The sequence below is a fragment of the Paenibacillus paeoniae genome (assembly GCF_003388735.1).
Lineage (GTDB): Bacteria > Bacillota > Bacilli > Paenibacillales > Paenibacillaceae > Pristimantibacillus > Pristimantibacillus paeoniae.
Genome location: NZ_QUBQ01000001.1, coordinates 2,232,574 through 2,245,717 on the forward strand (window position 1 = coordinate 2,232,574; position 13,144 = coordinate 2,245,717).

The 13,144-nt window shown below is 50.3% G+C and carries 12 protein-coding genes and 1 other RNA gene; 1 reads left to right on the forward strand and 12 read right to left on the reverse strand.

The window, feature by feature from the left end; all coding sequences use genetic code 11:
• Positions 1 to 13 precede the first annotated feature (13 nt).
• The 3 genes from DX130_RS10415 to DX130_RS10425 are packed head-to-tail and all read right to left on the reverse strand — an operon-like array spanning position 14 to position 1,212.
• Positions 14 to 439 (reverse strand): hypothetical protein, encoded by a 426-nt coding sequence (locus tag DX130_RS10415; RefSeq protein WP_116044960.1) that lies wholly within the window; start codon positions 437 to 439, stop codon positions 14 to 16.
• A 5-nt stretch (positions 440 to 444) separates the two neighbouring features.
• A complete protein-coding gene (locus DX130_RS10420) occupies positions 445 to 657 on the reverse strand; it encodes a DUF1540 domain-containing protein (protein ID WP_116044962.1) in 213 nt (70 codons plus the stop codon).
• Positions 658 to 711: 54 nt separating this feature from the next.
• Entirely contained in the window at positions 712 to 1,212 is a 501-nt protein-coding gene (locus DX130_RS10425; protein ID WP_116044964.1) for a YpuI family protein, read from the reverse strand.
• A gap of 178 nt (positions 1,213 to 1,390) precedes the next feature.
• Here DX130_RS10425 and DX130_RS10430 point away from each other — a divergent pair, with 178 nt between their 5' ends.
• Entirely contained in the window at positions 1,391 to 3,244 is a 1,854-nt protein-coding gene (locus DX130_RS10430; protein ID WP_116044965.1) for a S8 family peptidase, read from the forward strand.
• 75 nt (positions 3,245 to 3,319) lie between these two features.
• On the opposite strand, the gene rnpB is transcribed toward DX130_RS10430, so the two are convergent.
• From rnpB to glyS, 9 genes are all read right to left on the reverse strand, one after another.
• Positions 3,320 to 3,723, reverse strand: an RNA gene (gene rnpB / locus DX130_RS10435) — RNase P RNA component class A.
• Between the two features lie 61 nt (positions 3,724 to 3,784).
• Complete coding sequence (locus tag DX130_RS10440; protein ID WP_116044967.1) at positions 3,785 to 4,906, reverse strand: Nif3-like dinuclear metal center hexameric protein; 1,122 nt, start codon at positions 4,904 to 4,906, stop codon at positions 3,785 to 3,787.
• Complete coding sequence (locus DX130_RS10445) at positions 4,882 to 5,655, reverse strand: tRNA (adenine(22)-N(1))-methyltransferase (RefSeq protein ID WP_116044968.1); 774 nt, start codon at positions 5,653 to 5,655, stop codon at positions 4,882 to 4,884. The genes DX130_RS10440 and DX130_RS10445 overlap by 25 nt, the downstream gene beginning before the upstream one ends.
• On the reverse strand, positions 5,655 to 6,494 hold the full coding sequence (locus DX130_RS10450; protein ID WP_116044970.1) for a hypothetical protein: 840 nt from the start codon (positions 6,492 to 6,494) through the stop codon (positions 5,655 to 5,657). Before DX130_RS10450 ends, DX130_RS10445 begins: the two co-directional genes overlap by 1 nt.
• Positions 6,495 to 6,576: 82 nt before the next feature.
• Positions 6,577 to 7,713, reverse strand: coding sequence for an RNA polymerase sigma factor RpoD (rpoD, locus tag DX130_RS10455; RefSeq protein WP_116044972.1), 1,137 nt, complete (start codon positions 7,711 to 7,713; stop codon positions 6,577 to 6,579).
• A 35-nt stretch (positions 7,714 to 7,748) separates the two neighbouring features.
• Positions 7,749 to 9,578: a DNA primase gene (dnaG, locus tag DX130_RS10460; protein WP_116044974.1), complete on the reverse strand. Its 1,830-nt coding sequence runs from the start codon at positions 9,576 to 9,578 to the stop codon at positions 7,749 to 7,751.
• 65 nt (positions 9,579 to 9,643) lie between these two features.
• Positions 9,644 to 10,117, reverse strand: a complete 474-nt coding sequence (locus DX130_RS10465; protein ID WP_116044976.1) for a YaiI/YqxD family protein — start codon at positions 10,115 to 10,117, stop codon at positions 9,644 to 9,646.
• A gap of 84 nt (positions 10,118 to 10,201) precedes the next feature.
• A complete protein-coding gene (locus DX130_RS10470) occupies positions 10,202 to 11,023 on the reverse strand; it encodes a pyruvate, water dikinase regulatory protein (protein ID WP_116044977.1) in 822 nt (273 codons plus the stop codon).
• Positions 11,024 to 11,062: 39 nt separating this feature from the next.
• Complete coding sequence (gene glyS, locus DX130_RS10475; RefSeq protein ID WP_116044979.1) at positions 11,063 to 13,144, reverse strand: glycine--tRNA ligase subunit beta; 2,082 nt, start codon at positions 13,142 to 13,144, stop codon at positions 11,063 to 11,065.

The window sequence follows — 13,144 nt, forward strand, 5'->3', positions numbered from 1 at the left end:
GTCTTTATGCGCTTTAAGTTAAAGCATAATAAAATGGAACGATGACCAGATTAAGCACGACTGCGATAAGACCGAGCGACATGGACCATACACCAAGCGCTCTTGCGCCTTGACGATAAGCAATAAAGCCAAGAATGGCTGAAGTCGCCCCCATCAGTACCGGCCAGATGAACCAGGATGCGATAGCGAATACAAGCGATACCCAGCCAAGCGCATATCCTTTCGATTCGGTTACGACTTCCTGGCCCGCCTGCTCGGGACGGCTCGCTATTCGCTCCGTATGCGTCACCGGCATGCCATAAGCAAAGTCGGCACCCATTTCTTCATTGACGTTCACCATCTGAGTGGGGTAGCCACTGTTGGTGGGCGCGAAATTAGCTTCAGTTTCCGGTTCGGAAGACCTTCGGTATTCCACTTCGTTGTCTCTGTTCCGATCCATCCCAATCACTCCTTTGGTTTAAAGGTGTGGCAGCAAGTGGCAGCGGACTCCGCTGCTTGGTCTTGATGGAACAGACCCAGCTCATCTCCGGCAAATTCCAAGTCAAACGATCCTTTGGCATGTTGGTCAATATCGATCATAATTTCTTTTGCGCCGCAATTATTGCCCTCTTCCCAGAAGCTGCAATTCGCGACGCTGCAGGATACGCCCTTCGGCATAAAAAATCACCTCCGCTACACATTGTTCCTCGCGCGGAAGTGATTCATTCTGCCTTATTTTGAGCCTTGCATGCGGCGCTGCGTCATATAGTCGCTTTCATAATACGCCAGATCGTCGCGGAGCTCTTCGAACACCTTGGATACGCCGAGTACAACGTTGCGTGCTTCGCGTACAGGCTTAAACCTGAAACGGATTGCATCTTGACCTGTGTAAGCGTAACGTCCGTCTTCGGAATAACATTCATTTTTCGGATAGAAGAACGCATTGACACAGTGATGATATGCTTCATACAGCGCGCGCTCACCAAACTCATGGTCCAAATTAGGTCTTCTGAGCAATACGCCCAGTTTTTCTACCGAAACTTCAGAATATACGAGCAAATGACGCAGGTCGGAAAGCAGTCCTTTATAGAAGATCGTCGCATCTTCTCCGCTTTCTTCACCTGTCAGCTGGGTTAAGGAGTGGTCATTGAGGAACGGTTCCAGCTGCGCAACAGCTCCTTTTAATTTTTCGCGTGTAGATTCAGCTAGCGCTTTAACATTAGTCGATGGCATGGTGGTAGATCCCCTTTCCAAATTCCAAACAAAAAAAAACTATATCAACACACATCGTACCACAAATTCCATCGAAACGGTACTGGCGTTTCACGAATTGACCGCATAATTTGTTCCCTTCATTCGGAATCTAAGACGAAGATGTTATGAACCATTTTGGATGGATGGAGGACTCCGTATGCGAAAATCTTGGATAGCCGCTTTCACCCTTATCGCGTTAGCCGCGCTGCTTATTCCCGCAACGCCATTCTACGCTCCTGCTAAAAAAAATGAGGAGCCGCCACCCCAGCCTGCGCCGCTTTCCGCACATCACGAGCAAAAGCATAAGCTGGCCGCCTTGCAAAATGACATGAATGCAACAGCCCTGCTCGTTGCAACAGAGACCAAAAAGGATTTCCGCAATATTTTGAACGCTGGAGGCGAGTCGCAAGCGAAGGCTCTCCAGACGATGGAAACCCTGTTGAATGAGCATTCCCATATTGGGTATTTGGACTGGATCTCTAAAGGCCAGTCGCACCAACGGGGGCAGCTGCCGCCAACGAAAACCAATGAATCTGGCTCCTACACCCGTGAAGCCGTTTCTCATGTTGCCAAAGGCTCACCTTATGAATCGCCTCCGTTCGAGGGCACAGACGGCAGCCGTTATATCGTGCTTGGTGAACCGGATGAGCAACACCATGGAAACGGCGTCGTTGGCGTCGTCAAGCAAGATATTCTCAAGCAGGTGGAGATGCATCAGAAGCGAAACTTGCGGCTTATCCCCTACCCGTCTGAGGGCAACTACCGCATTGAATCCGTAAAGCCCAACTCGACTGTCGATACGACCGTACGCACAGGCGAAGATAACGGCAATGCAAGCCATTATCATATTCGCGATGTCGTCGTTCACTTCAATCGCGACTTGAGCGAAGCGGATATGAAACGTATTCGCAAAGATATCCATTTTGAATCCATGCAGCAAATTGGCGACACCTTTGTCTTCCGCTCGAAATCACTGGAAACCAAAGCGCTTATGCAATATTTCAAGCAGAAATGGAACCCTCGATATACGGAGCCTCATTATCTGTACTTGACGAACGAAAATGCTGGGGCAGCAGGGGATCCCATCATTCCCAATGACGCACTCTATTCCAAATATCAATGGAACTTGCCTTCTATTGAAACGGAAAAGGGCTGGAACGTATCGAAAGGCGATGAAGGAGTCGTTATCGCCATTCTGGATACAGGTGTGCAGAGCAACCATCCCGATCTGCAAGGCAAGCTGCTTAGCGGCAAAAACATCGTCGATCAGAAAAAAGCACCCGATGACGATGTTGGACACGGCACGCACGTCGCCGGCATTATTGGAGCCTCCGTCAATAACGGAGAAGGCGTAGCAGGCATTTCCTGGTACAACAAAATGTTGCCCGTCAAAGTACTCGATAACAGCGGAGCAGGCTCTACGTATTCCGTCGCGCAAGGCATTATCTGGGCTGTCGACAATGGTGCAAAAGTGATCAATATGAGCCTTGGCAACTATGCTCAGGCAGACTTCCTGCACGACGCGATCAAATACGCCTATGAGCGGGACGTTGTTCTCATTGCAGCGAGCGGCAATGACAATACGGAACGCCCCGGTTATCCGGCAGCTTATCCTGAAGTGTTCGCTGTTGCCGCAACCAATAACAATAAAGAGAAAGCTTCCTTCTCCAACTACGGCGATTACATTGACGTTGCCGCGCCTGGCGACAGCATAGCCAGTACGTATCCAGGCAGCCAGTATGCGGCCTTGTCAGGAACATCCATGGCCAGTCCTCACGTCGCTGCGCTGGCTGGCTTAATCCGCTCAGCCAATCCGGCGTTGACGAATGTGGAAGTGATGGAAATCATGCGAAGCTCGGCTCGCGATCTGGGAACCAGCGGCAAAGATATCTATTTCGGCTACGGCGAGATCGATATCGTGAAGGCGCTGAATGCTGCCACCAGCTACAGCGGCACCCTGCAGACTTATCCCAAGCAAGTAAAACGCCGTCTTGACTCCATCGTCAAATAGTAAAAAACAAACAAAAAAGCCGTCTGTCATGCGACAGGCGGCTTCTTGTACATATGAATTCAATTAGGATTCCGTGCGGAAAGTTTGCCGTAAGCCGGGTTCTGTACTTCTAGTGGTGTAAACGGGAACGACCCTCCCACTGTGAAGCGACAATCATCTATCTAGGCCATACATTGCTGCATGGCTCCAGCAACCAACCCGGACGCGCCTCGGGCTAAGGCTGCAGCTTCGAAAGCTGCCGCGTCCTCTCGGTCTTGCTCCAGATGGGGTTTACCAGGAACGTAGTCACCTGCGCTCCTCGTGGTCTCTTACACCACGGTTCCACCCTTGCCTGTGCTGCCTTACGGCAGCCATCGGCGGTCCATTTCTGTGGCACTATCCTTCAACTCGCGCTGACTGGACGTTATCCAGCATCCTGCCCTGTGGAGCCCGGACTTTCCTCTCGCAGCCAAGCTGCCAGCGATTGTCTGTCAAACTTTCCGATGCACGATTTAGTATACAAGGTTTGCGGCGAAAGCTCAACCCTGATTTATGATCAGCTTACATAAAGATGAATGGTTCTGTCGAAAGAATGGAAGCAACGGCTACAGATTCCGACTTATTCTCCTTCAGCTTGCCATTCAACCAATCCGCTACTTGTTGTTTCATCACTTTCTCGATGTTGTGGCCAGCATCAATGATTGTCATGCCTGCGGCGAGCGCATCATGAGCCGTATGGTAATCAATGTCCCCCGTTACCAACACATCAGCGCCTGCAAAAATAGCATGGCGTACATAACGAGCCCCTGAACCGCCCAATACCGCAGCCTTGCGGATTGGCCGGTCCGCAGAGCCTACAACCCGCAGCATCGGAACGTCGAACGACTCCTTGAGCCTCAGGGCCAATTCGGCAAGAGTGGCCGGCTCTACAAGTTTGCCTGCTCGGCCAAGTCCAAATGATCTGCCCTTCAGATCAACCGGATACAAATCATAAGCCACTTCCTCATAAGGATGGACTTTCAGCATTGCGCTCACCGTCTTGCGGTGGATACTGTACGGAACGATGACTTCGATCCGCACTTCATCGACCCGCTCCAGCTTCCCTTCACTTCCGATAAATGGCTGCGTCCCTTCACCCGGCTTGAACGTTCCCGTTCCTTTGCTGTTGAAGCTGCAACAACCGTAATTACCGATTTCTCCCGCTCCGGAGCGCCAGATCGCCTCAAGCACAACCTCATGATGACTCTCCGGGACGAATACAACAAGCTTATAGAGCTTATCGGTATGAATTTCTTCCAAGCATGTACGCCCTTCCGTCTCCATGCCGATTTGATCGGCCAGCCAATCGTTTACGCCTCCGTGGGCCACATCCAGATTCGTATGAGAGATATATACGGCTATGTCATTTTTAATCAACTTTTCATATAGCTTGCCTGCTGGAGTTGATGTGTCCAGCTTGGCCAGCGGGCGATAGATAATGGCGTGATGAGCAATAATGAGATTTGCACCAATTGCGATCGCTTCCTCCACTACCTCATCTGTCACATCAAGGGCAATGAGCGCTTTGGACACTGTTTTGTTGAGTGTGCCCAGCTGCAAGCCAATTTTGTCATTCTCGACCGCATAATGTTTGGGAGCCAGCTGCTCCATATACTGTATTATGGTTGCGCCGTTTGCAAACATTGAAGCACCTCCTCAATCCGTTTAATATCCCCTTGGAATTGTGCTCTTTTCAGAGCTGATTCCGGCAGTTCCGATCCGCTTAATTGCTTACATATCCGCTCCAGCTTTTCGATTTCCAGCTTCCATTTATCCAATAATACCGAGGTCGGTTTGCGAAGCAAATGGGGACCCATTCGCACAAGAAGCCCCTTCAACTCTCCCTTGTCCCACTCCAGCGGCAAGAAAGAGCCATCGTATAGCTGTTCGTTGATTTTTGCCGCATCTGCCGATCTTTTGGCATGCAGAACCTCATATATCTTGCCGTCTTCCTCCAATATAGACTCGTCCAACAGCTGCCACCCTTTGCCTAGCAGCCACAGTCGCACATCGTCCTCCCCCACATTGGGCTGAAGCACAAGCTCTGTTACCCCTTCCAGCTTCCCAGCCTTATCTCCTGCTTCCAGAATCATGCTCATTAAGCTGCCGCCCATGCCGGCAATCGTAACACTGTCCGCTTCGCCGCCTTGAAGAACGGACAATCCGTCTCCTCTGCGCACTTCCAGCTTTTGCAGCAAACCCGCATCGGCAGCGCCTTTTCTGGCCGCTTTATACGGGCCTTCATTAAGCTCTCCGGCAATCGCCGCAGGGCATCTTCCGCTTTGTAGCAAATAAATAGGAAGAAGAGCATGATCGGAGCCAATATCAGCTACCCGATTGCCTGCTGTTATGTAATCTGCAATTCGTTGCAAACGTCTTGATAATTTAATCATTATGCTACCCACACCATCCATTGCTTGCGCAAAGCGAAGAGCAGTCCTCCGCCAATTGCGATTTTAATAAGCAGCTGCAATTGCAGCCACGCTGAATCATCTAATACAACGAGCGTATACAGCTCTGGCATAAACCAAGCTAGTGCACAAGTTACGAACAAGATGGCTGATACAGGTTTTGTCCAGCGATGGAAAAACCAGCAACTCCATCCGAACAATATGGCAAGCGGCAGCCAGTACAGCTGGACTTCGTACCATACAGGAGCTCCAGTGAACCGGGAGAGCAGCCAGCCGTAGACGAGCAGTGCCGCAAGCCAGCCACACAGATGTAAGCCGTGAATGCGCGCTTTAATGCCATATATAATCCAGAATACAGAACAGAGCGATACCATTCCCATCTTCCAGCCCCAATGCGTCAATTCATGGAGACTCAGCATATGCAAGCCGCCTCCAAGCAGCGTAAGCATGGCAATGCTGGTCAATGTCAATCCAACCGCTTCATGACGGGCTCTCAATCGGCTTCCCACCCATAGAAAACCAATGACGGTACCAATTACAACGCCAATTTGCATTGCGGGATGAAAACGGCTAAAATAAAGCACAACGAAGGAAATAAAGGTAAAAGAACCAAATGTAAGCAACCATTGCTTGCCTGTTGCCTTCTGAACAGCTGCAATTGCCTTGCCTACCGTATGAGTAGAAGCTCTTGCCTTTGGCTGATCCTCATCTGGATCGGCATACAAGTTCAGCAGAAAATCACAATATTGATCGGGAAGAAGTTTGCTTCTTCGCCAATGATCGATTTCCCTTACAATCATTTGCCTGCGTTCTTGGTTCATTTCTCGAATTCCTCTCCATCAGAATACATCGCTCATTGGAAAAAAGACCTCGCTGCAAATAGCAGAAAGGTCATTAGAACTTTTATTCAAGGAAATCTTTTAATCGTTTGCTACGGCTAGGATGGCGAAGCTTGCGAAGCGCTTTTGCTTCGATCTGTCTGATCCGCTCGCGCGTAACGCCGAACACTTTGCCAACTTCCTCCAAAGTACGGGTACGGCCGTCGTCCAGTCCGAATCGAAGACGGAGAACGTTCTCCTCGCGTTCGGTCAACGTATCCAGCACATCCTCAAGCTGCTCCTTCAGAAGCTCATACGCAGCTGCGTCAGCAGGAGCAAGCGCCTCTTGATCCTCGATAAAATCGCCCAAATGCGAATCGTCTTCTTCACCGATTGGTGTCTCCAGCGATACCGGCTCTTGTGCAATCTTCATAATTTCCCGAACTTTTTCCGTGCTAAGCTCCATCTCCACCGCAATTTCTTCCGGTGTCGGTTCGCGCCCCAGCTCTTGAAGAAGCTGTCTGGATACGCGGATCAGTTTATTGATGGTTTCGACCATATGCACAGGTATACGAATCGTGCGCGCTTGGTCAGCAATGGCACGAGTAATAGCCTGCCTGATCCACCATGTCGCGTACGTACTGAATTTGAACCCTTTTTGGTGATCGAATTTCTCAACGGCTTTAATTAGACCCATGTTTCCTTCTTGAATAAGATCAAGAAACAACATGCCTCTACCTACATAACGCTTGGCAATACTGACAACGAGACGCAGGTTCGCCTCAGCCAGTCTGCGCTTCGCTTCTTCGTCGCCGTTCTCGATCCGGATAGCCAATTCAATCTCATCGTCGGCGGACAAGAGCGGTACCCGGCCAATTTCCTTCAAATACATCCGTACCGGATCGTTAATCTTAATCCCCGGCGGAAGAGCCAGATCGTCATCAAAGTTGAAGTCGTCTCCTTCGCGTTCGCGCTCACCTTCCTCGCTAGCAGCCCGAAGTGGATTTTCCTCATCGTTTTCGTTCAATACTTCAATGCCCAAGTCGTCAAGCTGTTCGAAAAATTCGTCAATCTGCTCTGGGTCTTGATCAAAGGGAGACAACTTCTCCATAATTTCTTTATACGTTAAGGAGGATCTCTTTTTGCCAACCTCAATCAGCTGATCCTTGACGTGGTCCAGCTTTTGTTCAGTATCTAATTCAGTATGTTGATCGTTCGCCATTTCCGACTCCCTCCTCCCTAGAAGCAATCATGAAGTCAACCTTTAAGCTGTCTCTCTAGGGTTATAATCTCAAGACCTAATCGCGCTGCCATCAAGGCATCGCCAGCACGCTCGGCGCGTACCATCTCTTCCTTCTTGCCGTCTATCTCACGGAGCTTCGGAACTTTCAGCACCGTCTCGATATAAGCATCCATTACTGTCTCGTCGAAGGGGAAGTCTCCGTCCATCATAAGAATGGAAGAAGCTGTCTCCTCCAGCCGATCATCATGCAGGGACTCGATAAATCGAGCAGCATCCGGTTCATAGCCACCCGCATAATAAGCGTATAAATAAGCAGCAAGCGCTGCGTGATCCTCTACATTAAAGGAATCGCCAATCCGGTCATGTACGGCTCCAGCTACATCACGATCGCGCATCATAACATGCAGCAAGCGCCGCTCAGCGTATGTGTAAGCTGGCAGAAGCTTAGGCGTCCTAGACGTACGGCGCTTTTCATTCCTACCATTATTCCACGAATTGTCGTTATTATCCCCTGGGGGTTTCTTTTTTTGCTGTTCCATCCGAATGCTGTGGCAATCTTGCTTGAGCGCATCCAGCGAAATATCGAACTCCCGGGATAATTCCTTCAAATACACTTCGCGCTCTGTAGAGGAGTCAAGCCCGGCCACAATTTCTACCGCTTCCATCAGATAGTTTTTTCGACCCTCTTCTTTTAGCAGTATATGGTTTTTCCTTGAATATATAAGCTTAAATTTTGTAACGGAGACAGGCTCGTCCACGATATCACGCATATAAGCTTCCGGTCCGTATTCACCTATATATTCATCCGGATCCTTGCCCTTCGGCAATAGTGCTATCTCTACCTTCAGTCCAGCCGCCTCAAGCATCGGAATGGACTTGTAAGCGGCCGCCTGTCCAGCGTCGTCGCCGTCGTAGCAAAGCAAAACCTCCTCGGCATGTCGCCTCAAAATGGAGCAATGCTCTTCCGTTAATGCCGTCCCCATCGTCGCGACGCCATTTTTGACGCCCGCGCTCCATGACTTAATGACATCCATGTAGCCTTCAAACACGACAACTTGCTTGCTTTTCCGAACAGCGGGTTTCGCATAGTGCAAGTTGTACAGCGTTTTGCTTTTCGTGAACAGCATCGTCTCGGGAGAATTGAGATACTTCGGCGAACCGTCGTTAATGATACGTGCAGCAAAAGCCGTTGCTTTGCCGTTGCCATCCCATACCGGAAACATAATCCGTCCTCGGAATCGGTCAACATAACCGCTGCCGTCATTTTTCGCCGATAACAATCCGCCCTTCTCCATTAACGCGGGGTCGAAGCCTCTGCCCGTGAGAAAACGGGTTAGCACGTCCCACTCATCAGGCGCAAACCCGATCATAAAGTGATCTATCAGCCGATCCGACATGCCTCGATCACGCAAATATTGCTTGGCCCGGTCGCCCTGCTTCGTGTTGTTCAGCAGGTAATGATAAAATTTGATGGCCAGCTCATGCGCTTCTACGATTTTTTGCCGATTCGGATCCTGGGTCTGTGCTCTGCCGCTCTCAGAGATCCAAGTAACGGGAATGTCCGCTTCCTCCGCAAGTATCCGGACCGCCTCAGGGAAAGAGTAGCTCTCGATCTCCTCAACGAACCGAATGACATTGCCGCTTTTGCCGCAGCCGTAGCAATGAAAAATCTGCAACTCCGGCGTAACGGTGAATGAAGGGGTTTTCTCCGAATGAAACGGACATAACCCCTTCATGTATTTGCCCTGCTTCGTAAGATGAACGTATTTCCCGACCGTTTCCACGATGTCATGACGCTTGCGAACCGCGTCTATGACTTCCTCCGGTATTTTACCGTATGTCATCGTTCATCACACCTTCATCCAGCAAGAGAACGCTATAGACTTTAGTAGGTCCTAAATAATATTCGCTAAACGTCATGGTTCTCCTGCTCGATTATCAAAAGTTTTGTCAACTTTTGTTGAAACGCATCTCGATCCTCTTGAGACATCGCCCTCGGCCCCTTCGTGCGGCCTCCGCCGCGTCTCCATTTGGCGCTTTCATGTCTGCGTTCCATCAAATAGTCGATGTTTTCATTTGTATATTGTTCCCCTCGGGGCGACAGGACAATGGTTCCTTTGCCAAGGACCATACAGGCAAGTCCAAAGTCCTGTGTGACGACAATATCTCCAGCCGAGACATGGTTCACAATATACAGATCAACAGACTGGCTGCTCCGGTCGACTTGTACCACCTTAATGCCCGGGCCTGGCTCCATCCGATGATCGTGCGAAGCGACCATCCAAACCGGAATGTCAAAGGCTCTTGCCACAGCGGTTATTTCAGACTTGACCGGGCAAGCGTCTGCGTCTACTACTATTGTCGGTTTTTCTTTGACTGTCATAGATCACCGCTCAATCTGCATGTTGCCTGCCTATCCTTATTATATACGGCAGCTGTGGGGAAAAATCCTGCTGACACCACTGTGCTACTGGCTGCGAATATATTCCATAATGAGGCTGGCTGTCTCCTCGACGGCTCGGTGCGAGACGTCAATAACAACACATCCAAGCTTGCTCATAATATCTTCCGCATATTGGAGCTCCTTCTCAATCCGGTCTGTCGTTGCATAGGCCGCCGTATTCGGCAAGCCCAGCGCCTTCAGTCGTTCCTTCCGTATAACGTTCAAATAGGAAGTATTAATCGTAAGTCCAACAATTTTTTGCTTAGGCAGCTTGAATAGTTCGTCGGGCGGCTTCAGCTCCGGAACAAGCGGGACGTTTGCGACCTTATATTTCTGGTGAGCAAGGTACATCGACAACGGCGTCTTCGACGTTCTTGACACCCCTACCAATACGATATCCGCCTTTAGTACGCCGGACGTATCTCTGGCATCATCATATTTGACTGCAAACTCCACCGCTTCTACCTTGCGGAAGTAATCGGCATCAAGCACATGGTTTAGGCCAGGCTCTTGTCTGGACTTTTTGCCTGTCCGCTGCTCAAGCGTCTCAATAAACGGACCGAGCAAATCAATCGCGGCAATGCCGCTTTCTTCCGCCAGCCTCTTCATGCCCTCCCGAAGCTGCGGCATCACCAGCGTATAGAGGACGATCGCCTGCGCAAGCTTTGCTTGCTCTGTTATGCGTTGCAGGGCTGATTCGTCCGTAATGAAAGGGGTTCTTCGAATCTCCGCATGGATGGGATGGAATTGTGCGATTGCGGCTCGCACGACCAGCTCTCCGGTATCGCCCGCCGCATCGGATACGACATAGACGATAACTTCCGGCCTAAGACTTGCTTCCGTCATCTTCCTTCATCCTTCCCTTTGGTAATAGGTGTCGCCAAACTACCAAACCAGCTTGGAGAAATCGGCAACGGCCGCGATATCGCCAGCAATGCCCCTCAGTGTCGCCAAGCGATTGTCACGAACCTTCTCATCCTGTGCCATAACCATTACACTGTCGAAGTAAGCTTGAATTACAGGCTTCAGCGAAGCCAGCGATTGGAGAGCTTCATCCACTTTCCGGTTGCTGATTGCTTCCTGGAAAGTCTCTTTCTGACCCATCCAAGCATCATACAAGTTACCCTCTGCGCTTTCGGCGAACAGGGACGGATCAACGGATACACTTGCTGCTTTGGATGCAAGGTTGCTTACCCGGTTGAATTGCTCAACGATCAGTTTGAAGTCGGCTTTCGCTTCTTCAGTCGTCCAAGCGGCAACAGCGGATGCGCGATTGGCTGTCTGAACCAGGTCGTCGATACCTGCTGTCATTACAGCATCTACAATATCGTAACGGTAGCCCTGCTCCGTCAGCCAGTTTTTAACCCGCAGCGCGAAGAAATCGTTTAATTCTTTACGTACATCGGCTTCGGAACGTTTCAATCCTCTTTGCTTATGCACATCTAGCGCAATGTCATACAGCTCGGAGAGTTGAAGCTTAAAATCGAACGCCAGCAAAATATTGACGATGCCCGCAGCCTGTCTGCGCAGAGCGTATGGATCCTGTGAGCCTGTTGGAATAATGCCGATTGAGAAGCAGCCAACGATCGTATCGATTTTATCCGCAAGGCTGACAATTGCACCCGTCATTTCGGATGGAACCGCATCACCGGAGTATCTCGGTTGATAATGCTCATTAATAGCCTTGGCTACTTGCTCGCTCTCGCCAAGCTTGCGCGCGTAATCTTCGCCCATGATGCCTTGCAGCTCTGGGAATTCATACACCATTTGGGACACAAGATCGAACTTGCATACCGCTGCTGCGCGGGAGATATGAACCGCAGCCGATTGATCAATATCAAGTTTGCTCGCGATCGTCTCCGAGACAGCCGTAATGCGGCGTACCTTGTCGGCAACCGTACCAAGCTCCTCATGATATACGATCGATTCCAGCTTGCCGTTGGCACGCTCTATGGACAGCTTATGATCTTCCTCATAGAAGAACTTTGCATCGGACAACCTAGCTCGCAGTACCTTTTCATTGCCTTTCGCAACTAGCTCGATAGAGCGGAGATCGCCGTTGCGCACCGTAACGAAATAAGGAAGCAGCTTGCCCTGCTCATCCAGAACCGGGAAGTAGCGCTGATGCTCACGCATCGACGTAACAAGTACTTCTTGCGGGATTTGAAGGAACGAAGGATCGAATGTGCCGAACAGAGCATTCGGATATTCCACCAGGAACAATACTTCTTCCAGCAGATCCTCCTTGACTGCAATGGTCCAGCCCTTCTCCGTCTTCAATTCGTCAAGCTGTTTAAGAATAAGAGCTTCGCGTTCCTTTACGTCTACAATGACTTGCTGCTGACGCAGCGCTTCACGGTATTGGCCAGGCTCCCCAATAACAGCATCTTCTCCGAGGAAGCGATGACCGCGTGAAGTATGGCCTGTAGCTACGCCGGTAATCTCAAACGGTATAACATCTTCTCCGAACAAAGCGACCATCCAGCGAATCGGACGAACGAACCGAAGCTCATTGTTGCCCCAACGCATGTTTTTCGGGAAAGACATGGATGTTATGAGCTGGCTTAAACCTTCTGGCAGCAAGCCGGATGTCTCAGCGCCAATACTGCTTTTTCGAGCATAGACATACTCTACGCCTGCTAGTTCCTGGAAGTAGAACTGTTCCGGATCAACGCCTTGGCTTCTGGCAAAGCCAAGCGCTGCTTTGCTCCAGTTGCCAGCTTCGTCTTGCGCGATTTTACGAGAAGGGCCTTTCGCTTCTTCATTGCTGTCTGATTGCTTCTCAGCCACTTCTCTTACTAGCACCGCAAGCCTTCTGGGCGTAGCGAATACCTCAACCTCACCGTGCTGAATGCGGGAGTCCGCCAGCCACTTCTCGGTCTTGTCTTTCAGTTGATTCATAGCGGCGCGCACGAATCGTGCCGGCACCTCTTCCAATCCGATTTCTAGCAATAAGTCTTTAGCCAT

Coding starts and splice junctions, on each gene's coding strand:
- DX130_RS10445 (WP_116044968.1), bottom strand. CDS start 5,655: ATGATTAAATTATCAAGACGTTTGCAACGAATTGCAGATTACATAACA.
- DX130_RS10465 (WP_116044976.1), bottom strand. CDS start 10,117: ATGACAGTCAAAGAAAAACCGACAATAGTAGTAGACGCAGACGCTTGC.
- rpoD (WP_116044972.1), bottom strand. CDS start 7,713: ATGGCGAACGATCAACATACTGAATTAGATACTGAACAAAAGCTGGAC.
- glyS (WP_116044979.1), bottom strand. CDS start 13,144: ATGGCTAAAGACTTATTGCTAGAAATCGGATTGGAAGAGGTGCCGGCA.
- DX130_RS10440 (WP_116044967.1), bottom strand. CDS start 4,906: ATGTTTGCAAACGGCGCAACCATAATACAGTATATGGAGCAGCTGGCT.
- dnaG (WP_116044974.1), bottom strand. CDS start 9,578: ATGACATACGGTAAAATACCGGAGGAAGTCATAGACGCGGTTCGCAAG.
- DX130_RS10415 (WP_116044960.1), bottom strand. CDS start 439: ATGGATCGGAACAGAGACAACGAAGTGGAATACCGAAGGTCTTCCGAA.
- DX130_RS10430 (WP_116044965.1), top strand. CDS start 1,391: ATGCGAAAATCTTGGATAGCCGCTTTCACCCTTATCGCGTTAGCCGCG.
- DX130_RS10450 (WP_116044970.1), bottom strand. CDS start 6,494: ATGAACCAAGAACGCAGGCAAATGATTGTAAGGGAAATCGATCATTGG.
- DX130_RS10425 (WP_116044964.1), bottom strand. CDS start 1,212: ATGCCATCGACTAATGTTAAAGCGCTAGCTGAATCTACACGCGAAAAA.
- DX130_RS10470 (WP_116044977.1), bottom strand. CDS start 11,023: ATGACGGAAGCAAGTCTTAGGCCGGAAGTTATCGTCTATGTCGTATCC.
- DX130_RS10420 (WP_116044962.1), bottom strand. CDS start 657: ATGCCGAAGGGCGTATCCTGCAGCGTCGCGAATTGCAGCTTCTGGGAA.